Annotated in this window: 28 protein-coding genes; 15 read left to right on the top strand and 13 right to left on the bottom strand. The window is 41.2% G+C overall.

From position 1 onward, the window contains the following. Nucleotides 1–3: 3 nt before the first annotated feature. Complete coding sequence (locus GZH31_RS06480; protein WP_081759726.1) at nucleotides 4–498, bottom strand: NYN domain-containing protein; 495 nt, start codon at nucleotides 496–498, stop codon at nucleotides 4–6. A 156-nt stretch (nucleotides 499–654) separates the two neighbouring features. Between GZH31_RS06480 and GZH31_RS06475 the strand changes: the two genes are divergently transcribed. Next, a complete protein-coding gene (locus GZH31_RS06475) occupies nucleotides 655–1272 on the top strand; it encodes a hypothetical protein (protein ID WP_180311496.1) in 618 nt (205 codons plus the stop codon). Then, nucleotides 1269–2015 carry a DUF3307 domain-containing protein gene (locus GZH31_RS06470; protein ID WP_180311495.1) on the top strand — a complete coding sequence of 249 codons (747 nt, stop codon included), beginning with the start codon at nucleotides 1269–1271 and terminating at the stop codon, nucleotides 2013–2015. Before GZH31_RS06475 ends, GZH31_RS06470 begins: the two co-directional genes overlap by 4 nt. A gap of 62 nt (nucleotides 2016–2077) precedes the next feature. Here GZH31_RS06470 and GZH31_RS06465 read toward each other — a convergent pair whose 3' ends face one another. Together GZH31_RS06465 and GZH31_RS06460 are read right to left on the bottom strand one after the other, a co-directional pair. Next, nucleotides 2078–3484, bottom strand: coding sequence for a DEAD/DEAH box helicase (locus tag GZH31_RS06465; RefSeq protein ID WP_036969351.1), 1407 nt, complete (start codon nucleotides 3482–3484; stop codon nucleotides 2078–2080). Between the two features lie 161 nt (nucleotides 3485–3645). Continuing rightward, nucleotides 3646–4488: an isopenicillin N synthase family oxygenase gene (locus GZH31_RS06460; RefSeq protein WP_036969353.1), complete on the bottom strand. Its 843-nt coding sequence runs from the start codon at nucleotides 4486–4488 to the stop codon at nucleotides 3646–3648. A gap of 236 nt (nucleotides 4489–4724) precedes the next feature. Here GZH31_RS06460 and GZH31_RS06455 point away from each other — a divergent pair, with 236 nt between their 5' ends. Continuing rightward, entirely contained in the window at nucleotides 4725–5612 is an 888-nt protein-coding gene (locus GZH31_RS06455; protein WP_196857692.1) for an MBL fold metallo-hydrolase, read from the top strand. A gap of 17 nt (nucleotides 5613–5629) precedes the next feature. Here the strand turns inward: GZH31_RS06455 and GZH31_RS06450 are convergent, their stop codons facing one another. The 5 genes from GZH31_RS06450 to aspS all read right to left on the bottom strand — a co-directional run bounded on the left by GZH31_RS06450 (nucleotide 5630) and on the right by aspS (nucleotide 9650). Beyond that, the gene (locus GZH31_RS06450) at nucleotides 5630–6361 is read right to left on the bottom strand and encodes an alpha/beta hydrolase (protein ID WP_036969357.1); all 732 of its coding nucleotides are present in this window, start codon (nucleotides 6359–6361) and stop codon (nucleotides 5630–5632) included. Between the two features lie 3 nt (nucleotides 6362–6364). Then, complete coding sequence (locus tag GZH31_RS06445) at nucleotides 6365–6949, bottom strand: GNAT family N-acetyltransferase (RefSeq protein ID WP_036969359.1); 585 nt, start codon at nucleotides 6947–6949, stop codon at nucleotides 6365–6367. 30 nt (nucleotides 6950–6979) lie between these two features. After that, nucleotides 6980–7570 (bottom strand): pentapeptide repeat-containing protein, encoded by a 591-nt coding sequence (locus GZH31_RS06440; protein WP_231387321.1) that lies wholly within the window; start codon nucleotides 7568–7570, stop codon nucleotides 6980–6982. Beyond that, nucleotides 7567–7773, bottom strand: coding sequence for a hypothetical protein (locus tag GZH31_RS06435; protein ID WP_036969362.1), 207 nt, complete (start codon nucleotides 7771–7773; stop codon nucleotides 7567–7569). The genes GZH31_RS06440 and GZH31_RS06435 overlap by 4 nt, the downstream gene beginning before the upstream one ends. 107 nt (nucleotides 7774–7880) lie before the next feature. Then, entirely contained in the window at nucleotides 7881–9650 is a 1770-nt protein-coding gene (gene aspS / locus GZH31_RS06430; protein ID WP_180311494.1) for an aspartate--tRNA ligase, read from the bottom strand. A 227-nt stretch (nucleotides 9651–9877) separates the two neighbouring features. On the opposite strand from aspS, the gene GZH31_RS06425 reads away from it, so the two are divergent. The 4 genes from GZH31_RS06425 to GZH31_RS06410 all read left to right on the top strand — a co-directional run bounded on the left by GZH31_RS06425 (nucleotide 9878) and on the right by GZH31_RS06410 (nucleotide 12503). After that, a complete protein-coding gene (locus tag GZH31_RS06425) occupies nucleotides 9878–10726 on the top strand; it encodes a DUF72 domain-containing protein (RefSeq protein WP_118844191.1) in 849 nt (282 codons plus the stop codon). Between the two features lie 13 nt (nucleotides 10727–10739). After that, nucleotides 10740–11234 carry a M48 family metallopeptidase gene (locus GZH31_RS06420; RefSeq protein ID WP_074989719.1) on the top strand — a complete coding sequence of 165 codons (495 nt, stop codon included), beginning with the start codon at nucleotides 10740–10742 and terminating at the stop codon, nucleotides 11232–11234. 407 nt (nucleotides 11235–11641) lie between these two features. After that, the gene (locus tag GZH31_RS06415; RefSeq protein WP_180311493.1) at nucleotides 11642–11959 is read left to right on the top strand and encodes a hypothetical protein; all 318 of its coding nucleotides are present in this window, start codon (nucleotides 11642–11644) and stop codon (nucleotides 11957–11959) included. A gap of 1 nt (nucleotide 11960) precedes the next feature. Further along, nucleotides 11961–12503 carry a hypothetical protein gene (locus tag GZH31_RS06410; protein WP_180311492.1) on the top strand — a complete coding sequence of 181 codons (543 nt, stop codon included), beginning with the start codon at nucleotides 11961–11963 and terminating at the stop codon, nucleotides 12501–12503. A gap of 229 nt (nucleotides 12504–12732) precedes the next feature. Here GZH31_RS06410 and GZH31_RS06405 read toward each other — a convergent pair whose 3' ends face one another. Further along, nucleotides 12733–13413 carry a DUF3334 family protein gene (locus GZH31_RS06405; protein ID WP_036969376.1) on the bottom strand — a complete coding sequence of 227 codons (681 nt, stop codon included), beginning with the start codon at nucleotides 13411–13413 and terminating at the stop codon, nucleotides 12733–12735. Nucleotides 13414–13531: 118 nt separating this feature from the next. Here GZH31_RS06405 and cmoA point away from each other — a divergent pair, with 118 nt between their 5' ends. From cmoA to GZH31_RS06380, 5 genes are all read left to right on the top strand, one after another. Further along, the gene (gene cmoA / locus GZH31_RS06400; RefSeq protein WP_036971611.1) at nucleotides 13532–14257 is read left to right on the top strand and encodes a carboxy-S-adenosyl-L-methionine synthase CmoA; all 726 of its coding nucleotides are present in this window, start codon (nucleotides 13532–13534) and stop codon (nucleotides 14255–14257) included. Nucleotides 14258–14283: 26 nt separating this feature from the next. Continuing rightward, on the top strand, nucleotides 14284–15252 hold the full coding sequence (cmoB, locus tag GZH31_RS06395) for a tRNA 5-methoxyuridine(34)/uridine 5-oxyacetic acid(34) synthase CmoB (RefSeq protein WP_036969378.1): 969 nt from the start codon (nucleotides 14284–14286) through the stop codon (nucleotides 15250–15252). A gap of 193 nt (nucleotides 15253–15445) precedes the next feature. Further along, nucleotides 15446–16498 (top strand): phosphoribosylformylglycinamidine cyclo-ligase, encoded by a 1053-nt coding sequence (gene purM / locus GZH31_RS06390; RefSeq protein WP_036969381.1) that lies wholly within the window; start codon nucleotides 15446–15448, stop codon nucleotides 16496–16498. Further along, nucleotides 16498–17145 (top strand): phosphoribosylglycinamide formyltransferase, encoded by a 648-nt coding sequence (gene purN / locus GZH31_RS06385; protein ID WP_180311491.1) that lies wholly within the window; start codon nucleotides 16498–16500, stop codon nucleotides 17143–17145. Before purM ends, purN begins: the two co-directional genes overlap by 1 nt. Then, entirely contained in the window at nucleotides 17090–17902 is an 813-nt protein-coding gene (locus GZH31_RS06380; protein ID WP_180311490.1) for a DUF3108 domain-containing protein, read from the top strand. Before purN ends, GZH31_RS06380 begins: the two co-directional genes overlap by 56 nt. 19 nt (nucleotides 17903–17921) lie before the next feature. Here GZH31_RS06380 and GZH31_RS06375 read toward each other — a convergent pair whose 3' ends face one another. Continuing rightward, nucleotides 17922–18686, bottom strand: a complete 765-nt coding sequence (locus tag GZH31_RS06375) for a class II glutamine amidotransferase (protein WP_036969389.1) — start codon at nucleotides 18684–18686, stop codon at nucleotides 17922–17924. A 336-nt stretch (nucleotides 18687–19022) separates the two neighbouring features. On the opposite strand from GZH31_RS06375, the gene fadE reads away from it, so the two are divergent. Beyond that, on the top strand, nucleotides 19023–21479 hold the full coding sequence (gene fadE, locus GZH31_RS06370) for an acyl-CoA dehydrogenase FadE (RefSeq protein WP_036969391.1): 2457 nt from the start codon (nucleotides 19023–19025) through the stop codon (nucleotides 21477–21479). Here the strand turns inward: fadE and GZH31_RS06365 are convergent. The 3 genes from GZH31_RS06365 to GZH31_RS06360 are packed head-to-tail and all read right to left on the bottom strand — an operon-like array spanning nucleotide 21476 to nucleotide 23159. Then, nucleotides 21476–22561 carry a DUF6136 family protein gene (locus GZH31_RS06365; protein WP_257473685.1) on the bottom strand — a complete coding sequence of 362 codons (1086 nt, stop codon included), beginning with the start codon at nucleotides 22559–22561 and terminating at the stop codon, nucleotides 21476–21478. The two genes, fadE and GZH31_RS06365, sit on opposite strands and share 4 nt — an antisense overlap. A gap of 8 nt (nucleotides 22562–22569) precedes the next feature. Further along, entirely contained in the window at nucleotides 22570–22752 is a 183-nt protein-coding gene (locus GZH31_RS19990; RefSeq protein WP_257473684.1) for an AAA family ATPase, read from the bottom strand. A gap of 8 nt (nucleotides 22753–22760) precedes the next feature. Next, the gene (locus tag GZH31_RS06360) at nucleotides 22761–23159 is read right to left on the bottom strand and encodes an ATP-binding cassette domain-containing protein (RefSeq protein WP_257473683.1); all 399 of its coding nucleotides are present in this window, start codon (nucleotides 23157–23159) and stop codon (nucleotides 22761–22763) included. A 147-nt stretch (nucleotides 23160–23306) separates the two neighbouring features. Here GZH31_RS06360 and GZH31_RS06355 point away from each other — a divergent pair, with 147 nt between their 5' ends. Next, a complete protein-coding gene (locus tag GZH31_RS06355; protein ID WP_180311488.1) occupies nucleotides 23307–25232 on the top strand; it encodes a S9 family peptidase in 1926 nt (641 codons plus the stop codon). Nucleotides 25233–25533: 301 nt separating this feature from the next. Further along, nucleotides 25534–25971, top strand: coding sequence for a SulA-like leucine-rich domain-containing protein (locus GZH31_RS06350; protein WP_036969400.1), 438 nt, complete (start codon nucleotides 25534–25536; stop codon nucleotides 25969–25971). Nucleotides 25972–26008 lie beyond the last annotated feature (37 nt).

Genomic DNA, 26008 nt, shown 5'->3' with positions numbered 1-26008 from the left:
TCTTCACTTACCGAGCAACAAAGAATCATCAATACAATGAAACTCAGCAGCAGCGTGTTTAAGCACATCGGCAGTAAGGTATTCAGCGCCATACACATCGCAAGGAATGTGATAGTTGTGTGCTAGGTGGCCAAGTAATAAGGCAAAGTCACCATCGCCGGAGAGCAAAATCATTTTATCGAGTTGTTTTGCATGCTCAAGCATATCAATGGTGATACCAACATCCCAATCCCCTTTTGCGCTCCCATCGCGGCGTTGAATAAAAGGTTTAAGTTTTACCTCAAAGCCAATCGCACGGAGAATATTTTGAAACTGAGACTGTTTCTCATCACCGCGATAAATTGCATACGCAATCGCGCAATCAATCTGATACCGTTCGCTCATTTTCGCCCAGAAGGCATTGTAATCAAAATTCTTTTTATAGCTCTCTCTGCAGGTATAATAAATATTCTGCACATCAACAAAAATGCCGACTTTTGGCTTATCAACTGCTTGCATACTGATTCTATTCTTAGTGGTTTGATCACACTGTAGCATATCTTGGTTGAAATTTACGAAAGAGTAACCTAAATTGGTTACATAAAACAAAGTAACCGAATTTGGTTACTTATCGCGATGTAACCGAATTAAGTTACTTTAAAAAGGAAATCCATAATGATAGCGGTGATCAGTGGTGATTTAATTAAATCACAAAAAATCCCCCAGCAAGAATACGACGCGATGCTGTATCAGCTTGATCAGAGTCTACGCTTTATTGCTAATCGGTTCGACGCTGACTATACCATTTACCGCGGCGATGCTATGCAACTGCATCTAGCGACGCCTGATACAGTATTTTGTGCGGCGATACTTTTATATTTGCAAATGAAAGCCGCTAATTATGAGCTCAGACAAAGCCTGGCCATTGGAAAGGTTGATAATCCACGGGCTGATATAAAAACAGCCACAGGCAGTGCCTATACTCTATCTGGGCGGGGGTTAGATAATATGGGCCATCAACGACTCACTTTACAAATCGACAATCAGCCCCTTGACGAGGGTTTTTTACTCAATATTGAACTAATTGAAGTATTACTTGAAAAAATGAGTCAAAAACAAGCAAATGCGTTGTTTTATTATTTAACAGCAGAACACAACAATCATGCCGAACTTGCTAAAGAACTCGCAACAAGCCGAGCCAATGTCACAAAACTTTTAAATTTAGCTCACTACCAATTAATTGAACGTTTTATGCAGTACAGCCAAACCACACTCAAAGGAATGACAACATGAGTTTTTCATTACTTATCGTAAGCTTAGTTTTAGCGCATTTAATTGCCGACTTTTACTGGCAACCCATGAGCTGGGTGCATGACAGAAATACACGCCACTTTCGTGCCAGCAAACTTTACTTACACGTGCTCACCCACGGTGTTAGCTCATTTTTGGTGCTATTACTTTGGGAGTTTAATTATGGTTGGCAAGCACTTTCAAGCGTCGTTATCGCCACGGCAGTAATTATGGTTACACACTATGTAATCGACCTTGCTAAATCTTACTCAAGTAAAGGCGTGGTTCCTTTTATTGTCGACCAACTTGCACATTTAGTTATCTTGTTATTACTGGCTATATGGTTAAGCGACAACGATGAGTTTTTTACACATAGCTGGGAATGGTTGATGCAACCGGCAACATTATGGGTGCTGTGTGGCTATTTATTGGTTTTAAATCCAACAGCGGTGTTTATTCGCATGATGTTAGAGCGCATCACATCTGGCTTTAGCGCCACTGGCAGTTTACCAGCCGCAGGACAAAGTATTGGCATGCTTGAGCGCGTATTAATGCTAACATTTATCTTACTGGACCAATTTGCAGGCGTTGGCTTTTTACTTGCAGCAAAATCCGTATTCCGCTTTGGTGATTTAAGTGCCAGTAAAGATAAAAAACTGACTGAATACGTTATGCTCGGTACCTTACTCAGTGTCAGCATGACTTTATTCATTGGCTTAGCGGTTAATTACCTCAAAGCAGTGTGACTTTGCAGACCCATAAAAAAACGCGCCAAAATAGGCGCGCTTTTTATTAATCAACCGATAAATTAGCTGTTATTTGAGCCACCGTTTTTAGGGCGACGTTTGCGTTGAGCATTCCCCCCTACAGACTGACGCTTAGCCCATGGGCTTTGTGTTTGCTCGTCACTTCCTTTAGTGGCATTAGATTTTTTTCCCGAACCACCACGGCGTGGACCTATGCCACTGCCATTGCTATTTGGTTTTTTACTATCCGACTTCGGCTTAGAAAACGGCTGTTTGGCTTTTTTCGGCTTTTTAGGTTTAATTGGGCGTGCATCAAGCTCTCTTTCAGGCACGGGATTGCTTGGTTCAAACCCTGCTTCAGTCGCGCGCGGGATCAATTCACCAATAAAACGTTCAATACCGTATAGATCAATGGCATCCTCGGCTGTCACAAACGAAATAGCATGCCCAGAAGCACCTGCACGACCAGTTCGACCAATTCGGTGTACATAATCTTCGTACACATTCGGCAAGTCGTAATTGATAACGTGCGGCAGCTCAACAATATCAAGCCCTCGGGCTACGATATCTGTGGCAACTAATACGCGTACTTCGCCATTTTTAAAACCTTCAAGCGCTTTAACACGCGCACCTTGCGATTTATTACCATGAATAGCCGCGCCCACAATGTCATCACGCTCTAACTGTTTAACCAAACGGTTAGCACCGTGTTTGGTACGGCTAAAAACTAATACCTGTTGCCAATTGTTGGTACGAATCAAATGGCTCAATAGGGCTGTTTTTCTTGACTTATCAACCGCGTAAACCGATTGTGACACAGATTTTGCGGTGGTGTTTTTAGCTGCTACAGAAATCTCGACTGGGTCGTTAATAAGTCCCTTTGCTAAGGCACGTATTTCATCAGAGAACGTCGCTGAAAACATCAAATTTTGACGCTGCGTAGGTAACTTCGCAATGATACGTTTAATATCGTGAATAAAGCCCATATCAAGCATACGGTCGGCTTCATCAAGCACTAACACTTCTAAGGTATCAAACTGGAGCGCATTCTGATTATGTAAATCCAGTAAGCGTCCCGGTGTTGCAACTAAAATATCAACACCTTTACGAAGGCGCATCATTTGCGGGTTAATTTTAACGCCACCATACACCACAAACGAACTAATATTAGAATGCTTAGCATATTCTTCTACGTTTTCGCTCACTTGTAATGCAAGCTCACGTGTAGGTGCAAGCACAAGCGCGCGCACGCGATTTCCACTTGCCTTTTTGCCTTTGGCTAAACGCTCGATTAACGGTAAAGTAAAACCTGCTGTTTTGCCTGTACCGGTTTGCGCCGCGGCCATCACGTCTCTACCCGCTATAATCGCAGGGATCGCTTGTGTTTGAATAGGCGTAGGTGTTTCATAGCCTTTTTCTAAAACTGCATTAACTAAAGACTGTGATAATCCTAAGCCATCAAAACTCATAGTGTCTCTCAAATTCAAAAAGTCAGCTGAATTGCCGAAGTGCGCGCATTATACCTATGATAGCCAATAATGCATGGAATTATTTTATAACGGCGATTTATTGGTATGTGTATTAAAGACGAAAAAAGCGGCCTGAGCCGCTTCTTTCTAGTCGTTTGCTTTTACTTAACGCCTAGCTCACGTAAACGTTCTTGTAAATAACTATCGGCAGTATAGCGCTCAGACAATACAACATCTGGACGCGGGTGAAGGAATAACGGTAACGAAATGCGTGATTTCGTTGACGCTTTACCCGTTGGGTTGATCACACGGTGAATAGTCGATGGGAAGTAACCACCTGACGCTTCTTGTAACATGTCACCAATATTGATGATCAGGTTACCAAAATCACACGGAACATCTAACCAACCGCCATCTGTTGTTTGTACTTGCAAACCTGGTTCGTTCGCTGCTGGTAAAACCGTTAATAAGTTAATATCGCCATGTGCTGCGGCGCGAATCGCACCCGGCTCTTCATCACCCGTCATGGGGGGGTAATGTAAAATACGTAGAAGTGTTTGCTCAGAGTCTGCAATCATATCTTTAAGATCGATAGAAAACTTAGCACGCACGTCTTCTGGTGCTTCAGCTTGAACCCAGCTTAAAAGTGTGGCTGCAAACTCATTGGCTAAGCGATAGTACTCACGAATTTCTTCTTCTAATTGTGCGGGCACTCGGCCTTTAGGATAAACGTGGTAGTACTCTTTAATATCTTTTACGGTAAAGCCTTTTGCAACTTCAGACACAGACGGCGGGAAATAACCATCTTGTGTTTCTTTTGAGAATAAAAACGCATGCTTTTGCTCAGAATTAAAGAATTCTTGCCAATTTTTATAGATTGATTCAACTAATGACTGAGGAATTGGGTGATTTTTTAATACACCGAAACCTGTGTTTCTTAGTGACTCAACAAATTGAGCGGCCGCATCGCTCGCTTTATAATCAACGGTAGGTAAATGTTGCATTGTCTTTTCCAGTGAATAAGGTTCTAGAAGTCTGTGCTAAGCATAGCATTTCTTCATTATAGCGCTTCGCGAGGATAGAGAAACGCAGTTAAAAATATAAGGACTTATGTCCTCCCCTACAGGCTGAGTTCCTGAAATTTGACACAGATCAACTAAACTTTATCGACTATAATACACACGCTAGAACGCACTTTAATGTGCTTATTTAGATACGTTTCAACGTAAAAGGATTGTTTATGTTCGCCAGGCTTCACCTTGTACTTTTCAGCTTACTAATGCTACTCGGTCAATATACCTTTGCAGTAGAACAGACAAGCTATAAGGTTGAAAATATTAAAGACAATATATACCGCTTTAGTGCCGGCCATTACCACAGCGCCTTTATGATCGTTGATAAGGTTGCATTAGTGACTGACCCACTCAATAGTGATGCCGCACAATATTTAAAAAGTTATATAAGGAAAACGTTTAACGCCGACATTAAATACATGGTGTACAGCCATAGCCATGTTGACCATGCCATGGGCGGTAATGAACTCATTGATAAAAACACCACGGTCGTTGCTCACCAGTTTGCAGCTGATGACCTTAAATTAAATAAAGTGCCTACAGCCCTACCTGATCTTACATTTACCGATACACTCAAAATCGAATTAGGTGATAGTTACGTGCTTCTTAATTACTACGGGCCAAATAATGGCCGAGGTAATGTCAGTATGCGTTTTATGCCAGCTAATGTACTTTACGTTGTTGATTGGATTGTACTTGGCCGCATGCCTTATAAAAACCTCATAGGGTACGATATTAACGGAATGCTCTCTTCCACAAAGGCCATTCTTAATGAGCCACCTTTTGCTGTGTTTATAGGTGGGCACGCTGATACTGGCAACCGCGATGATGTGGTGTCTTACTTACACTATATTGAAGACTTACATGCAGCCGTTCGCGATGGCATGTTAGCGGGCAAAAAACTCACAACCTTACAAAAAGAAATTACTTTAGAGAAATACAGCCATTTAAAAATGTATCAACAATGGCTGCCACTAAATATAGAAGGTGTGTATAACAACCTCGTTGAGATGGGCTATTTTAATTTCCGCAGCGATATTGATGCCCAGTTTTAACTGAATATCAAAAAAAATTAATAGCGTGATAAAAACGCATCGAGCTCTTTGCGCATACGCTCGACCAGTACTTTTGGACCACCATCATACATATCATTATGGCGAGAACCTGCCATTGTTACTTGTGTAACAGGGTATAAAGCCAACTCTTGCTGTGTGAGCAATACGTTGTCATCTGCAGGGTAGTCACTGCCGCGTAGCGTAAGCACAGCAATGTTTTTATTACGTGGTATCAGCATACGACGATGATCAAGGGTGATCACTTTACTCACTTTCGCTGGGTAAATAGCGGCATACAAGGCTGCAATATCGCCGCCATTTGAATGCCCAAACAAGGTTAACTGGTTAAAATCATACGCAGGATAACGCCCTTTAAGTTCATTCACTAAAAACACCAGCGTTTCTACACCGCGATGCCAATTTTCCATCCGCGTCGTCATGTAAGGCGGCTCAGGATTTAAACTTGGGTCACCGTTTAATTCATGCGCAACTTCAACCGTTAAATAGCCATGCTGATGAAAAACCTGCTGCGCAAATTGATAATCTGTATGCGCCATACCGTAACCTGCGCCAATAAAAACAACGGGGCACTTTTTCTGCGCGGTGCATTTACTATCGGTAGGCGTTATCGTCACTGAAATATGGCGCGATCGTTGGGTATCAAACAAAACCTCAGTTTCAGTAGCAATGGCTCGCTGTCCAAAAAGCGTAAACGCTAATAACAAAGTTATTTTTCTTAGAGTCAACACTTTCTACTGCTCTAATTTATATTCTAAACTGCGTTTAACCATCGGCCACTCGCCATCAATAATTGAAAACACCACCGTGTCACGCACATGCCCATCGGCCATTACTTGGTGGTTTCGAAGTACACCGTCTTGTTTAGCCCCTAAGCGTGCAATAGCATTGCGTGATGCCAAATTGTGCCAATGAGTACGAAACTCTACAGCAATCACATGCAGGGTTTCAAAAGCATAACTAAGCAGTAACTTTTTGCATTCGGTATTGACGGCTGTGCGCTGAAAGCGCTTGGCATACCAAGTATAACCAATTTCTAAACGGCGGTTTTTAGTATCAATATTACAAAAACGGCTTGAGCCGATAACCTCGCCACTTTGCTGGTCTATAACTGCAAATGGTAATGCTCGGCCCTGAGCTTGTTGCTCAAATGCCATGGTTAAATAATCATCAACACGCTCTTCATTGGGCACAGAGGTAAACCATAATTTCCACAACTCGCCATCTGCGGCTGCATTTACAAGTGCATCACGATGCGCTGGTGTTAATGGCACTAATTTAATAAATTTTCCTTCCAAGGAGGTGGGACTTAAATTCATGACTTTCCTTAATCCTATTAGTAATGGTACTTAATCCACCAGCTCTATATCGAGCCCGGCGAGTAAGTCCAAAGCTGCATAACGCTCGAATTTAGCTTTACTTATATTATTAGCGGTTATATCAATAGCAAAATGGCTGGCACCAATAAAATTAGCTTTACTGAGGTTGGTTTGTTGAAACACGCTGTCACGAAAATCAGTATCAGTAAAATCAGCAGATGATAAATCCGCATGCCTAAAATCAACATCTTTAGCAAAACAGCTGCGCATTTTTAAGGCCTTTAAACTGAGTTCAAAAAAGCTGCTATGGCTAAGTTCACAGCCAATAAAACTCACAGGGGCACGGGTGGCAAGCAGCGGCCAATCAACATCTGTAAAGCGTACACTGTTTAATTTACACGCTTTAAAGCTCACCTCTTCAAGTGAGGTATACTTGAGCCCAAGCGCCGCTAAATTACAGTTTTTAAACTCGCATTCTATAAACCGACAGTTTTCAAACTGGCTGTGGCTAAAGTCACAGTCGATAAATTCGCATTGCTCAAATTCGCAATGCGAAAATGTTTGCCCTGCTAGGTTTACTTCAAAGGTGTGTTCAAAATAAAGCGAATGGCTTGTGATCACGCGCTCGTCTCAATATCTTTTTTAAGCGCCAGTACAGCAATAAATACCAGACCAAATAAAGGCATTAAACCTAACAAACCACCGATAATAGCGACAATGATAGGGGTTGTCGTTTTACGTTTACCGAGGTAATAACTCATTACAGCAAAAAACGGAACTAAAATAAGCATTAAGTAATTAATAAAGCTGGCGTTTATATTCATACCCACTCCTTGAAATACACCATATAAAAATTAATTTAAACACAAAAAAGCCCTAAGGGGTACACCTTAGGGCTTTCATTAAAGCTTATAATTCAGTTTATTAAGAATTACTCAGCGTCTTTTGCAACCACATTAATCGCAAGCTCTGTTAACGAATCCGCATTGGCTTTGCTTGGTGCATCTGTTAATAAACATGATGCTTGCGTTGTTTTAGGGAATGCAATTACGTCACGAATGTTATCAGTACCGCATAACAGCATAACTAAGCGGTCAAGACCAAACGCAAGACCTGCATGCGGTGGTGTACCGTATTTTAGGGCGTCAAGTAAGAAACCGAACTTGTCTTGTTGCTCTTGCGCATCAATACCTAAAATTCTAAACGCTGTTTCTTGCATGTCGGCGTTGTGAATACGTACTGAGCCACCACCTACTTCATAGCCATTCAATACCATGTCGTATGCATCAGAGATTGCTGCGGCAGGGTTTGCCTCTAGCTCTGCTGGCGAAATTTCTTTTGGAGCCGTGAATGGGTGGTGAACCGCATGTAATGTACCTTCGTCGTCTTCTTCGAACATTGGGAAGTCAACAACCCATAGCGGTTTCCAGCTATCAAGGTTTGTAATACCTAAATCAACACCAATCTTAAGACGAAGCGCACCCATTGCTTCGTTAACCACGTTGCGTTTGTCTGCACCAAATAGAATGATATCGCCCGATTGCGCATTAGTACGCTCAAGTAATTGGTTAATCACGTCTTCATTTAAGAATTTAGCGATTGGTGATTGTACACCTTCAACACCCGCAGCACGGTCGTTAACCTTCATCCATGCAAGGCCTTTCGCCCCATAAATACCGATGAATTTCGTGTAGTCGTCAATCTGCTTGCGAGAAAGCTCTGCACCGCCTGGTACAGTTAACACGGCAACACGGCCTTTTTCGTCGTTTGCAGGGCCTGAGAAAACTTTAAATTCAACGTCTTTGACTAAGTCAGCAACATCAACAAGTTGCATTGGGTTACGTAAATCTGGCTTATCTGAACCGTATAAACGCATTGCTTCGCTGTAAGGCATGACAGGGAAGTCACCTAAATCAACGTTAAGCAGTGATTGCCACATTTCACGGATCATTTTCTCTGTCATCGCACGAACTTCATTAGAGCTCATGAATGACGTTTCTAAATCGATTTGTGTGAATTCTGGCTGACGGTCAGCACGTAAATCTTCGTCACGGAAACATTTAACAATTTGATAGTAACGGTCAAAACCCGACATCATTAGTAATTGTTTAAATAACTGTGGCGACTGAGGCAATGCATAAAAGCTGCCTTTGTGCACACGGCTTGGTACTAAGTAGTCACGCGCACCTTCTGGTGTTGCTTTTGTAAGTACGGGTGTTTCGATATCTAAGAAACCATTGTCATCTAAGAAACGACGCACAAAGCTGCTCGCTTTTGCACGTAGTTTAATACGGTCACTCATTTCAAGACGACGTAAATCTAAGTAGCGGTATTTTAAACGGCGCTCTTCAGAGTTTTGCTGATTAAAATCAAGAGGTAATGGCTCTGAACGGTTGATGATAGTTAAGCTTGTGCCTAAAATTTCAACTTCACCTGTTGCCATGTCTTTATTTACTTGGCTTTCAGGGCGTGCGCGAACAACACCTTTTAACTGCACACAAAACTCTTGGCGTAGTTTATTCGCAGTGTCCATTAATCCTTCTACTTCAGGATCAAAAACCACTTGAACGAGCCCTTCTCTGTCACGCAAATCGACGAAAATAAGTCCACCAAGGTCACGGCGTTTATTGATCCAACCACATAGTTCAACTTCTTGATCTACGTGAGATTTATTTAGCTGTCCGCAATATATAGAGCGCATAGTATTCCTGTCAGTTAAAGACTTATAGCCGCCTGCTCTTAAGAGTTCGCTATTTTGAGAGCAAAAGCCACTATACAAAGTAATCATTTAAGGCTGAGCATTATACCCAAAACATCTCAAAATGCGAGTGCCAGCAGTGCGCCAAGAAGCCTAAATATACGCACTGACTTCTGAGCATTCATTTCTTTTGTTACACTACGCGCAGTTTAAATTTATTGGTTGATTTAATGCTGTACTTAGGTTGTCCGCAGTGGTCTAGCACCGCATGGAAAGGAAATTTACTCTCTAGTCACTGTAAAAGTGCCGACATGCTCAACGAGTACGCGCACACCTTCAATTCGGTTGAGGGCAATACCAGCTTTTATGCTGACCCAAGTCACGAATCATTATTACGCTGGTGCGATGCTGTACCCAACGACTTTAAATTCACCTTTAAATTTCACAGACGCTTTAGCCATGAATTACAACTCACCAATATAAACAATGAGCTAAATGCATGGCTGACCCTGTTTGAACCTATTTTTGCCAAAACTGGGCAAATTATGTTGCAGTTACCAAGTGCCTTTGGCCCTAATGCTCTGCCCCTGCTGACTAATTTTATTGCCCAGTTACCCAAACACCTCAATTATGGTGTTGAAGTACGCCATCCCGCGTTTTTTCAAAAAGGTGATGCTGAAATTCGCCTTAATCAGCTACTAATTGAAAACAACATTAATCGCATAAGTATGGATACACGGGCTTTATTTGCAGTGCCCGCAGAAACAGATGCATTGATTGATGCGCAAAAGAAAAAGCCTTATTTACCTGTCCATGCTATAGCAACGGGCAGTAATCCGATGCTGCGCTTTGTTATTGCAAGCCTTAACCATGAATACAAATCGTATTACCAACCTTGGCTTAAAAAAATAAAACAATGGCTTGAAGAAGGTAAATCACCGTATGTGTTTTTTCATACCGCCGATAACCGCGAATCGCCACTATTGGCGAGGCAATTTTGCCAAGATTTAGGTTATAATCACCCGGTGCTCGCGCCTTTTACAGGTGAGCGAGAAGCCAGCCAAAGCAGTTTATTTTAATTTCAGAGTGCATATGAAAGACTACAGCCGTTATTTTCAAGGTTACCCGCCCCATATCGTTGACCAAGTATTACAGCTTTTTAGTAATGACAAAGCCGCACAGTATTTAAAAGGTAAATACCCTGACGCGCATAACATCACCAATGATAAAGCCTTATACAATTATGCAACCGAGCTTAAAAAACGTTACCTTAAAAACGCCCTGCCTTTTGGTCGTGCCGCGTTTAAAAAACAAGGCGATATGGTCACCAATGCGTTAGGTACGCATACTTTTCGTATGCAAGGCAAAACGCGTAAGCACGACCTAGCCATTAACAGCGACTTACTATGCGCACCAGAGCCGTTATTAAAAGCATTGGTTGTTCACGAACTTGCACATTTTAAAGAAAAGGACCACAACAAAGCGTTTTATCAACTCTGTTGCCACATGGAGCCGCAATACCATCAACTCGAGCTTGATTTAAGAATATTCAGTGTGCTGGTAGGTGAAGGGAAAAACCCTTATTAATGCTATCAAAAGTTAATTATAAATTTATAAGGATGAAATAACTGCTGAAATTTATAATTTTTTATAAAAACCCATTCTCGTTAAAGCTTTCTAACATATTCAAGTCATAACTTTTAAATTATTTATTATAAAAATACTCATTATACAACTTTATACTCTTGATTAAATAGACCTCCAGTTATAATGCCATCAAACCTCCCCCCTACACCCAAGTTAAACCTATTAATAATGAAATCATTTAAACTTACATACTGGCAACCCTAAAAATAGCTCATTCACTGTTAAAGGGAACTCTAGGTAATCACAGGCCAATGTTATCGGTGAATTAACATTGCTATAAATTCAAATAAATGTATCCTCTAGAGTTAGAGTGGATATTTTATATAAAAATTAAAATGGAATTTAATATGACTGATCATACAGCAGTAAAAAATGCTATCAATGCTTTTTATAAGGCAGCAGGTCTAAATCTTACTTTCGAAGGGGATGTTAATGCTCGCGTAGCAGAAACCTTTGGTGAAATGATCTTTGCAACTCAGAAATGCTCAACTGCATTAAGTTGGGTTCCACGGCCAATTGGAGGAAAGGCAACCATATCTTGGATCGTAAGAAACTTTACTCAAAGTGTTTTAAGACAGATAGAATCAAAGCAATCATTAACTTGTGCTAAAGAAGTTGTACGTAACTATAGAACTAAATTACAACTATCTGCGTTGGGAATATAAAATGAAAAGAGTAATCCCTTTTTTGCTATTAATAACATCTAGTAATGTCTTTGCAACTAATGTGATACAATTCCCTAAATCAAAGTGCTCAACAGATACCTTTCAGTTAAATATTGTAGATATATCTTTCTGTCCTACGAGAGATGATTTAAAGAGAATAAACTTCCTTGGATTATCTAACCACACAGTGACAATTCTGAATAATGATAAAGAATTAACAATAGGACTTAACCCGCCAGATATTGCTATATCAAACCTTCACAAAAAATTTAATCTAACTGTGCATGAGTTTTTCCTGAGGTTATATACAAATTCATTAAAAACTAACAAGTTAGATGCCATAAAAAAAGCATTTGATATAGATAGCTCAAATAAGATGAAGGTTTATCGTAAAGGTGATTTGTTTGCCTTTACTATTACTGGAAGCAATGTCGATTATGATAGGGTATATCTTAATAAAGTAGAGAGTGAGGTGATTTACCAAATAACTGGTGAGTTTGATGAGCTAGAACTATTAGAAATACTTTCAAGGCTAGAGTATTAAAAATATAGCTAGGCACTTAAACGATAAATTGCAGTTGGCTTGTGCTTCGCATAATTTAGACAAACTATAATTTCCCGCTTAGCTTGACGTTGGCAATAAGAAAGTTCGGAGTTAGAAATAAAGGTACATAAAGCGATAGTTGAGGACTTGTGATGATCCAATCTTATATTTCTCAGTATTAAATGATTAGCTACCAATTAATACTGAGAGATAGTATATACGAATCCGGTTACAAACCAAGTTCAGCCATAAAATCATCATCGGCATCGTCTGCTTGTGATGCTGCTTTTTGCTTTTCAGCTTTTTGTTTTGCTTCGTTTTCAATGATGTCATCAGGGTCAACCGCTTCTGAAATATCAAAGTCATGAAGCTTGATAAACTCAGTTTTATCCATCGCAAGCTCAAGATAGAAGATATTTTGCTTCGATGTAGTGAATGTCACGCGGCGTGCTTGTGGTCTATCCATAGTGGTATCAACCGAAATCTGTACTTGCTTGTTGATTGCCATCATTTTAGGTTGGTTTTGGGTGATAGACGTATGCAATTGGTCGCGTACTTTAGAAGTAAAGTCACCCACGATTTGGTTCATCAGCTCACCAAGTACGTTGGCAACGTCGTCTGATAAATGGCTATTGGCTATTTCTTCTTCTGGCATACCCATACTGCGCATATAATCATGGTAAATTTCCATCGCCGCTTGTGCCGTGAAGTTTGTTACCACCAGGCCTGTAAAACCACCATCGAACAATACAAAACAACCTATATCTGGGCGCATGCAGGTACGGGTAATTTTTTGTACCATAGCCGAATAGCTAATTTTATTGCCACTTGCTGACGATAATACGCCGGTAACTGAATGACACAGAGTTGATAAGATATCTTCTGTACTGATCACTTTGCTTTTAGTCATTAAACTTCTCTTTCTTGTACTTGTTATTGATAATTCTAGCCAAGCTACTGAATTTATCACTGACTATCCAGCTAAAAATGCTAAAATAGCGGTATTATTTTTTAAAGAGACTGTTCACGTGACGCAAAAAGACAGTATTTATGCCACTGAGCAAGCGGTTAAAGACTTTAGTTTTGACCAACATGTAGTTGAAGTATTCCCAGATATGATCCAGCGTTCGGTGCCGGGTTATGCCACTATTGTTAGTACCATGGGAAAACTAGCTGGTGAGTACGCACAAAGTAACTCAAACCTATATGATTTAGGCTGCTCGTTAGGTGCTGTAACATTAAGCATGCGCCGTAATATTCGTACAGATAACTGTAATATCATTGCGGTAGATAACTCACAAGCCATGGTTGAGCGGTGTAAACTGCATTTACAAGGCTTTCGTTCTGAAGTTCCCGTTACAGTTACCCTTGGTGATATTAACGATTTAGCCATCGAAAATGCTTCTGTTGTAGCAATGAACTTTACCCTGCAGTTTATTCCGCCTGAAAAGCGCCACGCAGTGCTTGAGAAAATCTATGCTAATTTAAAGCCCGGTGGCGTGTTGCTGCTTAGCGAAAAAATTAAAGGTGAAAATGAGCAATGCAATAATTTGCTGATTGATTTACACCATGATTTTAAACGTCACAACGGTTACTCAGAACTTGAGATCAGCCAAAAACGCACAGCGATTGAAAATGTTATGCGCCCTGATCATTTGAGTACTCATTTAGCACGCCTCACTGAGATTGGCTTTAGCCAAACCCAAGTATGGTACCAATGTTTTAATTTCTGCTCGATGATTGCCATCAAGTAACAGCACAACGATATAAAGAGTATTTCATGTCTCAATGGTTTAACCAATTTTACGCTGCAATAGCACAAAGCCCGCTCAGTCATTGGCTCGAAACCTTGCCTGCTCAACTTAAGCATTGGGAGCAAGAAGCAAGTCATGGTGATTTACCCAAATGGCAAAAGGTATTAAAAAACTTACCAGAAATCAGTACGGATCATGTAAACCTGCAAGATAAAGTACAGATAGGCACAGGCGATGAGTTATCAGAAGGTCAACAAAAGCAGCTCACCCATTTATTAAAACGCATGATGCCTTGGCGTAAAGGCCCATTTAGCTTACACGGTATCGACATTGATACTGAATGGCGCAGCGATTGGAAATGGGATCGTTTGTTGCCGCATATTGAGCCATTAAAAGGCCGTACAGTACTTGATATTGGCTGTGGTTCTGGTTACCACTTATGGCGTATGCGTGGTGAAGGTGCCAACTTTGTGGTGGGCATTGACCCCTCTGATCTATTTTTATGCCAGTTTCAAGCGATTAAACATTACCACCAAGATGACAATGTTCACTTATTACCACTCGGTGTTGAAGCACTGCCAGAGCTTAAAGCGTTTGATACCGTGTTTTCGATGGGGGTGTTATATCATCGTCGCTCGCCTATCGACTTTTTAGCCCAATTAAAAGCACAGCTTCGTCCTGGGGGTGAATTAGTGTTAGAAACGCTGGTTGTCGAAGGTGACGAACACACGGTACTTGTGCCCACCGATCGTTACGCAAAAATGCGCAACGTGTGGTTTATTCCAAGTACGGCAGCATTAAAGCTGTGGATGGAGCGCGTTGGTTTTAAAGATGTCCAAGTTAAAGATTGTGCAATCACCACACTTGAAGAACAACGCAAAACCCAGTGGATGGAAAACGAGTCACTGGTTGACTTTTTAGACCCCACCGACACCAGCAAAACGATTGAGGGCTACCCTGCTCCTCTGCGGGCTATTTTAACGGCGAAAGCCTAACCTATTTTACCCCTCTTTATTTAGGCGCCAGAACACACTGGCGCCTCTATCTTTACACCTTCATTCTCATTTTGCGGACAACTGTCCTTGTCAAGTCGGTTAAAGTGATTTTTCAACTAGCCGCGCCAGTGCAATTGTTGTAAAATACGCGCGTTTCTAAGCAACCCACATGCAACTTTTTTGAGGAAAACCTGTGAGCGAACAAAAACAGTCTCTTAGCTATAAAGACGCGGGCGTAGATATCGATGCCGGTAATGCACTTGTTGAGCGTATTAAAGGCGTCGTTAAAAAAACCAAACGTCCTGAAGTAATGGGCGGTATCGGTGGTTTTGGCGCACTTTGCGAACTACCAACTGGCTATAAAGAGCCTGTCCTGGTTGCTGGCACAGACGGTGTTGGTACAAAACTACGTTTAGCAATCGATCTTAAAAAGCACGATACAGTGGGTATCGACCTTGTTGCTATGTGTGTAAACGACCTTATTGTACAAGGTGCTGAGCCACTATTTTTCCTTGATTACTATGCAACGGGTAAATTAGACGTCGACACTGCAGCTGATGTTGTAACAGGTATCGGTAAAGGCTGTGAGCTTTCTGGCTGTGCGTTAATCGGTGGTGAGACTGCTGAAATGCCAGGTATGTATGAAGGTGAAGACTACGATATGGCTGGTTTCTGCACCGGTGTTGTAGAAAAGTCAAAAATTATCGATGGCACTAAAGTGGCTGCTGGCGACCAATTAATCGCTCTAGCATCAAGTGGTCCTCATTCAAACGGCTTCTCATTAATTCGTAAAGTACTTGAAGTATCAGGTGCTGACACAAGCGCTGACCTAGACGGCAAAACACTGGGCGATCACCTTTTAGAGCCAACTCGCATCTACGTTAAACAACTTCTTGAGTTATTTAAGCAGGTTGACGTTCACGCGTTATCGCACATCACAGGCGGTGGTTTCTGGGAAAATATCCCACGTGTTTTACCTGAATCTGCAAAAGCAGTGATCAAAGGTGACAGCTGGGAATGGCCTGTAATTTTCAACTGGTTACAAGAAAATGGCAACATCACAACTCACGAAATGTACCGTACATTTAACTGTGGTGTTGGAATGGTATTAGTTGTTCCAGCCGATAAACTTGAGCAAAGCTTAGCGATTCTAAAAGATCTTGGCGAAAATGCATGGCATATCGGTGAAATCCAAGATGCAAAAGCTGGCGAAGAGCAAGTTGAAATTCTAGGTGGCCGTGATTAATGGCCCCTTGTCGTCTTGTTGTATTAATTTCTGGTAGTGGTTCGAATCTTCAGGCCATCATTGATGCCTGTGGACGTGGTGAAATTAACGCCAATATCGCCGCTGTAATTAGTAATAAAGCCGACGCCTATGGCCTTGAACGAGCAAAAAATGCAGGTATACAAACTCGTGTACTTAGCCATAAAGATTTTGACTCGCGCGAGGCCTATGATGCTGAGTTAATGGACATTATTGACAATTTTGAACCAAATCTAGTTGTATTAGCTGGTTTTATGCGTATTCTTACTCCTAGCTTAGTGCAAAAATTTAAGGGAAAAATGTTGAACATTCACCCTTCTTTGTTGCCTAAGTACCAAGGGCTGAATACCCACCAACGAGCGATAGATGCAAAAGATGACGTTCATGGTGTCAGTGTTCACTTTGTCACAGAAGAGCTAGACGGCGGTCCCGTTGTTCTTCAAGCCAAAGTGCCGGTACTCGAAAACGATACCGCAGAGACACTCGCACAACGTGTTCATCAGCAAGAACATATAATCTATCCATTGGTGGTCAAGTGGTTCAGTGAACAACGACTCAAGATGGAAGCAGATTATGCAGTTTTTGACGAAAAGAAACTTCCTGCACACGGCGCGCACTACCCAGAATAAAAATTTAAGTGCCCTACTCGCGTGTGTGGGCACTTTATTACTTCCTACCAGTGTTTTAGCTGGCGATCTCACTCAATATGAAGCCAAATACGATGTACTTCGTAAAGGCGAAACCCATGGTAAAGCAATCCGCGAGCTTAAAAAAGCCGCCGACGGTAACTACGTGATCACTTATCACAGCGAAATCGAATGGATGATATTTTCTGACTCACGAAAAGAAACATCTAAATTTACCTATCAAGATCAAAAAGTATCGCCTTTAAGCTACACAATGGAGCGCTCTGGTACAGGACCTGATAAAGAGTACACATTAAAATTTGATGCTGCACAAAAGCAAGTGAACAGTAATCAAAGTAAATACCCGCTAAAATTTGATTGGTCAGATGATTTTCAAGACTCTCTGTCGTACCAAGTTCAAGTGCGCGAAGAGTTAAAGCAAGGTAAAACCCAGCTTTCATACCCATTAGTAGATAAAAAAGGAAATCTGCGTAGCTACGACTTTGAAGTCATTGGCACCGAAATGATTTCTTTACCAATCGGCAATATTGAAGCCATTAAAGTAAAACGCTTATACGATAACGATAAACGTCAAGCCCTTGCTTGGTTTGCTCCCGAAATGGATTACATGTTAGTGCGTATGTGGAAAGGCGAAAAAGGCGTGGAACAGTTTGAAGTACAACTTAACTCATTCACAGTAACAGCACCTGTGAGTACGCCGACTGCGGCTAAGCTAGAAATGAGTAACGAAGCGCCGTAAAAGCGCTTCGATTTTATCGTTATATTTTCTCACCCATTTTAAATAGCACGAACTCACCTGGTTCCATTTTTTGCCAGCGCTCATCGTGGGTAAGTGGTCGGGTTGCAATGACAGTAACCACATCATTCGGTGTGGTTTCTTTTTGAAAATCAACCACCATATCAGCATCAATTAATGTGGCTTTGCCAAACGGCGCACGACGGGTGATCCAATGCAGATTATTAGTACAATAAGCCAACACATACACGCCATCCGTTAATAGCATATTAAACACCCCCTTTTCTCGCAGAGTATGGGCGAGTTTTGCGGCATAACGGAAAACCGACGCCATGTTGGATGGGCGCTTAGGGTACTTTTCACGAATTTTATCGAGTAGCCAGCAAAAAGCCAGTTCACTGTCGGTGTTGCCAACTGGCCGATAGTAATCAGGCTTTAAGTCATGATAATTAGACAACTGACCATTATGTGCGTAAGTAATTTCGCGGCCCCATAATTCACGCGTGAATGGGTGTGTATTTTCAAGACACACGCGGCCACGATTGCCCTGACGAATATGACTAATAACCGAAATACTCTTTATAGGATACGCTTTAACAAGCTTCGCAATCTCAGATTGGCAGCTTGGCTCAGGATCTTTAAACGTACGGCAGCCTTTTCCTTCATAAAAAGTAATGCCCCAGCCATCTTTATGTGGTCCGGTGTTACCGCCACGTTCTAATAAGCCTGAAAAACTAAAACAAATATCCGTTGGTACATTGGCAGACATGCCAAGCAACTCACACATAGAACTCTTTACCTATAAAACTAAATGAAGGAATGGCATTAATAGCGAAGCTGTGCCAGCAGTTATTGTTAAACATAGCGACACTATTAGCAACTACCCTATTTGTATTTTATTAACTATCTGGTTGAACACGCTAAATTTTTACTTTTATCAACATTATTATTTATTAAATCGCAATAATAAACCCGAATGCCAATCTGGTTGTCTGCTCATCATGGTTTACACTGTAAAAAAATGAACAGGTAAAATTAGTTTTATCCGTGTCCACCTCTTGATAATTAGCGTATCTAGCGCTACTCTAAGAGAGGTGGTCTGACCTCTATTAAGGAATAATCAATGACTCTCTTATTTTTACTTGGTTTACTCGTGCTGCTTAGTATTGCGAGTTACCACAGAGCAAGCTGGAATACCTGCTTAGGTATTGCCATTGCGACATTACTTGTTGGCACTTTTGCTGGCGCGTTTGGCGCAATTAGTTGGCTACTATTCTTATTAATTGCTGTGCCACTTTCTGTGACTAGCATTCGTCAACAATACATTATCAAGCCTATTTTTGCTGCATTTAAAAAAGTCACTCCGACAATGTCGGATACAGAAAAATCAGCAATCGATGCCGGTACAACATGGTGGGAAGCAGATCTATTCTGCGGCCGTCCTGACTGGAATAAATTACATCAATACCCAGTACCCAAACTAACCATTGAAGAGCAAGCCTTTATTGATGGTCCTGTTGAAGAAGTATGTGGCATGCTTGATGATTGGCACGCAACTCATGAATTAACCGATTTACCACAAGATGTTTGGCAATATCTAAAAGATAATAAATTCTTTGCCATGATCATCAAAAAAGAATACGGCGGTTTAGAGTTTTCTGCGTTTGCACAATCATGCGTACTGCAAAAGCTTACGAGTAAATCAACACTACTTTCTTCAATTGTTGGTGTGCCTAACTCGTTAGGTCCAGGTGAGCTGCTTCAGCACTATGGTACTAAAGAGCAAAAAGATCATTACTTACCACGCTTAGCAAGTGGTCAAGAAATTCCATGTTTCGCCCTAACCTCACCTGAAGCCGGTTCAGACGCGAGTGCTATTCCTGATTACGGTGTCGTATGTAAAGGTCAGTGGAATGGTGAAGAAGTGGTAGGTATTAGCCTAACATGGAATAAACGTTACATTACCCTTGCACCTGTTGCGACAGTGCTTGGTCTTGCTTTTAAATTACAAGATCCAGACGGTTTATTAGGTGATGACAAAGAGCCAGGTATTACTTGTGCGCTCATCCCAACAGACACCCCTGGGGTTGAAATTGGTCGTCGTCACTTCCCGCTAAATGTTCCATTCCAAAATGGTCCTACTCGCGGTAAAGATATTTTCGTTCCACTAGATTACATCATTGGTGGCCCTAAAATGGCTGGCCAAGGCTGGCGTATGTTGGTTGAATGCTTATCGGTAGGCCGCGCAATCACCTTGCCGTCTAATTCAACGGGTGGAATTAAAACCATCGCACTTGCTACTGGTTCATACAGCCGCATTCGTCGTCAATTCCGTTTACCTATCGGTCAAATGGAAGGGGTTGAAGAGTCACTCGCAAAACTTGCAGGTTATGCCTACAGCTCTGATGCCGCAGTCAGCATGTCGACCGGTGCCGTTGACCTTGGTGAAAAGCCGTCAGTGGTATCAGCTATCATTAAATACCACTTAACAGAACAAATGCGTGAAGCAACCATTCACGGCATGGATGTTCACGGTGGTAAAGGCATTATGCTTGGTCCAAACAATTATTTAGGCCGTGGTTACCAAGGTGCGCCAATTGCAATAACAGTTGAAGGTGCAAACATTCTTACGCGTAACATGATCATTTATGGTCAAGGTGCAATTCGTTGTCATCCGTTCGTACTTACTGAACTAGGTGCATGCTCGATTGAAGACCGCGAAGAAGCACTTGCAGTATTCGACAAAGCACTTATGGGTCATATTGGTTTTACCATTTCGAACCTAGTACGTACTAAGTGGTTAGCATTCACCGGTGCGCGCTTTACAAGTACGCCGTACAAAGATGAAACCGCAGAGTTTTACCGCGTAGCGTCACGTTTTAGTGCTTCACTTGCATTAATGTCTGACATCAGCATGGCTGTATTTGGTGGTTCATTAAAACGTAAAGAGCGTATCTCAGCACGTTTAGGTGACTTACTAAGCTACTTATACCTAGTGTCTGCAACACTTAAACGTTACAACGACGAAGGCCGTAAAAAAGAAGATTTTGCGCTTGTTCAATGGAGCTGCCAAGATCACCTTTATCACTGCCAACGTGCACTGGCTGACTTAATTAATAACATGCCGTCTGCTGCGCTTCGTGCGATGCTTAAAATCATGTTATTCCCATTTGGTCGCCCAGTACGCAAGCCAACAGATAAGCTTGAGCACAAACTCGCACACTTATTACAAGTACCTAGCGAAACACGTAACCGTTTAGCAAGTTATGTATACCTTAAAAATGAGCCACTTAACTTAGTGGGCCGTCAAGAGCAAACGCTTAAAGACGTACTAGAAGTTGAACCATTATTTGATAAAGTATGCCGCGAAAAAGGTGTAAAACTGCCTTTCTTCCAACTTGATAAAGTGGCACAAATGGGCCTTGAAGCAGGCATTTTAAGCCAAGCCGAAGCTGATAAATTAGCTGCTGTTGAAAAAGCTCGTCTCGATGTAATTAACGTAGACGATTTTGACCCAGCTGACCTCGTTGCAGGTAAAGCTGCACGTAGCGGAAATAACAGCAAAGCTGATGCAGCTTAAGCAATTAACGCTATTCCAATTGTTATAACACACCAAACCAGCGCAAAATGCGCTGGTTTTTTTTGCGCTAAAAGCTGCTGTAAAAAGCACCACACAGCAGCCAAAGCGACCAGCGGCCATTGTAAAACATTTAACAAAAGCATTGCCGCCAATGTCGCTGCACCATAAAACAGTAAACTGGGTATAAAATGACTTAAATAAAACCGTCTGTACTGACCATTTGTTTGAAAAAACATTCGGTATTTTTGAAGCACTGCAAAGCAATCAAACTGTAATGAACTACTTAGTAATACACAGTTTGCCAACACCATAACCTGTATCGCATGATTAAAGTCGCTACGAATTTCAACTAGTTGCACTGCGGCTAATAGGCTTGCAGTAAACAAAGCACTTCGCCAAATTACACTCCAGCTGTGCTCCAAAAAGTAACTAATCCAAAATGAAGTGAGTGAACTAACCACACGTTTGTGACTGAGGTTCATGTTAGGAAAAAATAAACTCCCCATAAAACCAATTAAAAAGCCGCTATGGTAGTGTAAGGAATCTAAACTAAACGGTAAAAGAACCAGAATACTACACGCTAAAAAACCATAAAATAGCGAATAAGGTCTATAAATTACCATTAAACCGCACAGCCACTGCAACAGCATAAATAGAATAAAATGAGGAACCTGCAACCATTGCTGAAGACGAAGGTCAACGGCTATCAATAAGCTTGCCATTAACCACACATTACTGAGTAGTAAAAGCTTACAGTCGATTAAAATTAGCCAAGCAGGCTTAAAGATATGTGCTTGAAAGGCTCTATTTTCTGAGTTTGTTATAGCAGGAGCAACAGCCCATAACATAACGGCTTGCAGTGCCAGATAGAGCAAAGCTAACTGGGCGCTAAAACGGGCATGTTCATGGCTGTCTACAATTTTACCCAGCCCCAAAAATAACAATAGCGCGATGCCTAAAACCGCAGGCCCAAGCACTAACGCAAACAACAAACCAAAGTTTTTAAGCTGCGCCAGTAAGTTCTTAAGTGCAGTTGTATATGCTAAATAGCGGTAGCTCATTACTGCATTATAACGTGACAAGCTCTCTATCATAATGACGTACACTCAAAGCCTTGGTGTAAAAACACATCTGGCTCGTGGCTGGTTAAAATGATTTGCCCATCGGGTTTATCACTTAAATAGTTATCAAGCAAATTGAGTAAATAATGGATACTTGCTTGGTCAAGTGCTGCACTCGGCTCATCTAAAAGCAAATAAGGCGCCCGCTTCATAAACGTGATTATAAGCTGGCATTTTTTTGATTGCCTGTCGATAATGCACTAAAACGGGTGTGTAAGTGTTCGCTGAACTTAAATCCGTTAATAAGGTCAATTGGCGCAGGCACATTTAAGGCTTTACAGGTCAGTTGAATAATTTGCTGAGCCGTTAAAAAATCAGGTAAACAAATGCGATCGCTGGCAATAGCCACATACTTTTGTGGTGAACTATGCTGTTTATTAGCATACATTATTTGCCCCGACTGTGGTTTTTCAAGGCCAGCAATTATCATCAGTAACGTGGTTTTGCCACTCCCATTGCTCGCCTGTAAGCACATTTTCTTACTGTTAAATTGCTTATTATAATTTTCGAACACGGTTGCTGTAGCAAAACGCTTATTGAGATTTTTTATTTCTATCATTGCCATTCCTTTGCGAAATTTAAATTGTAACACAGCAATGTCCCTAAAAAGTTACATGCTTTGTAACAATTATTTAGCTGCAAAACTTGCGTTTATATATTGAACAAGTAAGACTCAATAACGGAAAAATAATAAGGAATAATTAAAATGAAACCGAGTTTTCAACTAGCAGCCATTGCGTGTGCATTAAGCCTTGCATTAGCAGGATGTTCACAATCAAACCAAACGACCACCAGCGCAATTAGTCAGCAACAAGAACACACTATTAAACAGTATGACGCTGAAACATTTTTTGATACCACTTCAATTATGGGCAGCAGCTTTTCACCTAAAGGTGACAAAATCCTTGTTAGCAGTGATGAAAGCGGCATCTATAGCCTCTATGAAATTGATATTAAAACAGCGAACAAAACACGTTTAACAAACTTTGAAGACAGCACCTATGCTGTTCGCTATTTTCCAAACGATGAGCGCGTATTATTTACCAAGGACTCAGGCGGGAACGAGCGCTATCATATTTATGTACGTGAGACAGACGGCACTGTCAAAGACCTGACTCCTGGCGATGAAACTCGTGCCAGCTTTGCGGGCTTTACAGACGATGGCAAACACTTTTTTATAACGAGTAATCAACGCGATCCTAAGTTTATGGATTTATATCGCGTAGACAGTTCACGCTATGAAATAACACCTGTTTATCAAAATACTCTTGGTCTAGATGTCGGGGCGATTAGCCCTGATGGCCGCTTTATTGCTTTATCAAAAAATAACTCTAATAAAGACAGTGATGTGTTCATTCTCGATACAATGAAAAAAACGCTCAAACCTGAGCTAATCACTCGTCATGATAATGAAGCGCAATATGGCCCTGAAACATTCTCAAAAGACAGCAAGTCTCTGTATTACTCGACCGATGCAAAAGGTGAATTTTCACAGGTTTGGCGCTATGACTTAACGACAGGTGAGCACAGCCCCGCCCTAAAAGATGACTGGGATGTCAGCTTTATTTACTTCTCAAAATCGGGGCGTTACCAAGTAAGTGGGGTTAATGCTGATGCCAGTACTAAAGTGACAATCATTGACACAAAAACCAATAAACAAATCGATATGCCTGCCTTGCCCCCGGGCAATTTACGTGGTGTAAGCTTTTCAGCTGATGAAAAGAGCATGGCGTTTTACCTAAATTCAGATACCTCGCCAAGTAACTTATTTGTTTGGCAATTAGGCGAAACGAAAGCAAAAAAACTGACCCATACTTTAAGCGATGCAATTGATCAAAATGATCTCGTTGAAAGCACGATTGTGCGTTTTAAAAGCTTTGACGGTTTAGAAATCCCTGGCGTTTTATATAAGCCCAAACAGGCTAATAGTAATAATAAAGTGCCTGCTCTAGTGTGGGTGCATGGTGGTCCGGGCGGCCAGAGCCGCACAGGTTACAGCGCAATGCAGCAACATTTAGTTAATCATGGCTATGCTATATTTGCTGTAAACAATCGCGGTAGCTCTGGCTATGGTAAAACTTTTTTCCATTTAGATGATAAAAAGCATGGCACAGACGATTTGCAAGATATTGTCTACGGGAAAAAGCACTTACAGAGCTTAGACTGGGTTGATGCTGATAAAATTGGCATTATGGGTGGCAGTTACGGTGGCTTTATGACGGCAGCGGCGCTGGCTTTCGAACCTGAAGAATTTAAAGTAGGTATTAATATTTTTGGCGTAACTAACTGGGTAAGAACATTAAACTCTATACCACCTTGGTGGGAAAGCTTTAAAAAGGCACTGTACGATGAAATGGGTGACCCTGCAACTGATGGCGAACGCCATCGAGCGATATCTCCCCTCTTCCATGCTAAAAACATTACGAAACCACTGATGGTTATTCAAGGTGCAAACGACCCTCGTGTATTGCAAGTTGAGAGTGATGAGCTTGTTGCCGCAGTAAAAGCGAATGGTGTCCCCGTAGAATACGTGTTGTTCGATGACGAAGGTCATGGTTTTACTAAAAAAGAAAACCGTATCAAAGCATCAAACGCGTACCTTGAGTTTTTAAATACGTACTTGAAAAACTAAATTTTAGAAGCCGGTGTACACCGGCTTCTTTATCAAAACACCTGTATAAACCTCAAATATCCTGCATACAAACTACTGTATAAACTTCGGTATAAAACACTATATATATTACTTCATCCATTTTTCACAAAATATCACACTGCAAAGAAATAAAATAACCAATTGTTTTTAAAGATTTAATTTTTTAAAATTATTAAAAGCTGAATAATTGGTTAAAAAAATAGCAAAAAAACACTTGCGCAAAAACACTGTATAAACTACTGTATACACATACTGTATAAACAACCAGTGAGTGAAAGTTATGTTACAGCCAATTACCTTAAGAACCGTTAAAAGCTATCAACAAGATAACGACAAAGCGTCGGTTAATTTAATTCAAATTGAAGACGAAATTTCAGCAACATTTGAGCTATTAAAGGTATTACATCACTATAACAGCCAAAGTGCGTGGACATTGTTAATTGCACCTGATCATGTGCCAAGTAAAGCATTACTCGATTCATGTTCAATCGACACCAGTAAACTGTTAGTGATCAGACAAAAGCACCTTGTGAATCTTGAATATGTGCTAAGTTCGGCGCTGCACAACGGTAACTTTGCCGCAGTGATCACCTGGACAGATATTGTCAGCAACAATCAACTAGATTCTATGACTCTTAATTTAGAACATGCATCTGCAAAGTTTTACTGCTTCACCAAAAGCAACCCATTAAACAATTTAGTACCGCAGCCACAATAGGCTTGCTAAAATAGCAATTTATTGTTTTAGGTAAGTT

It is taken from the genome of Pseudoalteromonas sp. JSTW, from assembly GCF_013423925.1.
GTDB lineage: Bacteria > Pseudomonadota > Gammaproteobacteria > Enterobacterales > Alteromonadaceae > Pseudoalteromonas > Pseudoalteromonas lipolytica.
Note: the sequence above shows the minus strand (reverse complement) of the source record. Positions and strands in the feature narration are given on the sequence as shown.

Excerpts from the sequence above, each read along its gene's own strand:
- GZH31_RS06455 (WP_196857692.1), top strand. The coding sequence starts at position 4,725 with ATGTTCGCCAGGCTTCACCTTGTACTTTTCAGCTTACTAATGCTACTC.
- GZH31_RS06350 (WP_036969400.1), top strand. The coding sequence starts at position 25,534 with ATGTTACAGCCAATTACCTTAAGAACCGTTAAAAGCTATCAACAAGAT.
- GZH31_RS06475 (WP_180311496.1), top strand. The coding sequence starts at position 655 with ATGATAGCGGTGATCAGTGGTGATTTAATTAAATCACAAAAAATCCCC.
- GZH31_RS06445 (WP_036969359.1), bottom strand. The coding sequence starts at position 6,949 with ATGAATTTAAGTCCCACCTCCTTGGAAGGAAAATTTATTAAATTAGTG.
- GZH31_RS06425 (WP_118844191.1), top strand. The coding sequence starts at position 9,878 with ATGCTGTACTTAGGTTGTCCGCAGTGGTCTAGCACCGCATGGAAAGGA.
- GZH31_RS06405 (WP_036969376.1), bottom strand. The coding sequence starts at position 13,413 with ATGACTAAAAGCAAAGTGATCAGTACAGAAGATATCTTATCAACTCTG.
- GZH31_RS06435 (WP_036969362.1), bottom strand. The coding sequence starts at position 7,773 with ATGAATATAAACGCCAGCTTTATTAATTACTTAATGCTTATTTTAGTT.
- GZH31_RS06375 (WP_036969389.1), bottom strand. The coding sequence starts at position 18,686 with ATGTGTGAGTTGCTTGGCATGTCTGCCAATGTACCAACGGATATTTGT.
- GZH31_RS19990 (WP_257473684.1), bottom strand. The coding sequence starts at position 22,752 with ATGAAGCGGGCGCCTTATTTGCTTTTAGATGAGCCGAGTGCAGCACTT.
- GZH31_RS06410 (WP_180311492.1), top strand. The coding sequence starts at position 11,961 with ATGAAAAGAGTAATCCCTTTTTTGCTATTAATAACATCTAGTAATGTC.
- GZH31_RS06420 (WP_074989719.1), top strand. The coding sequence starts at position 10,740 with ATGAAAGACTACAGCCGTTATTTTCAAGGTTACCCGCCCCATATCGTT.
- GZH31_RS06355 (WP_180311488.1), top strand. The coding sequence starts at position 23,307 with ATGAAACCGAGTTTTCAACTAGCAGCCATTGCGTGTGCATTAAGCCTT.
- GZH31_RS06480 (WP_081759726.1), bottom strand. The coding sequence starts at position 498 with ATGCAAGCAGTTGATAAGCCAAAAGTCGGCATTTTTGTTGATGTGCAG.
- GZH31_RS06470 (WP_180311495.1), top strand. The coding sequence starts at position 1,269 with ATGAGTTTTTCATTACTTATCGTAAGCTTAGTTTTAGCGCATTTAATT.
- aspS (WP_180311494.1), bottom strand. The coding sequence starts at position 9,650 with ATGCGCTCTATATATTGCGGACAGCTAAATAAATCTCACGTAGATCAA.
- cmoB (WP_036969378.1), top strand. The coding sequence starts at position 14,284 with ATGTCTCAATGGTTTAACCAATTTTACGCTGCAATAGCACAAAGCCCG.
- GZH31_RS06460 (WP_036969353.1), bottom strand. The coding sequence starts at position 4,488 with ATGCAACATTTACCTACCGTTGATTATAAAGCGAGCGATGCGGCCGCT.
- fadE (WP_036969391.1), top strand. The coding sequence starts at position 19,023 with ATGACTCTCTTATTTTTACTTGGTTTACTCGTGCTGCTTAGTATTGCG.
- purN (WP_180311491.1), top strand. The coding sequence starts at position 16,498 with ATGGCCCCTTGTCGTCTTGTTGTATTAATTTCTGGTAGTGGTTCGAAT.
- GZH31_RS06465 (WP_036969351.1), bottom strand. The coding sequence starts at position 3,484 with ATGAGTTTTGATGGCTTAGGATTATCACAGTCTTTAGTTAATGCAGTT.
- GZH31_RS06380 (WP_180311490.1), top strand. The coding sequence starts at position 17,090 with ATGCAGTTTTTGACGAAAAGAAACTTCCTGCACACGGCGCGCACTACC.
- GZH31_RS06360 (WP_257473683.1), bottom strand. The coding sequence starts at position 23,159 with ATGATAGAAATAAAAAATCTCAATAAGCGTTTTGCTACAGCAACCGTG.
- GZH31_RS06415 (WP_180311493.1), top strand. The coding sequence starts at position 11,642 with ATGACTGATCATACAGCAGTAAAAAATGCTATCAATGCTTTTTATAAG.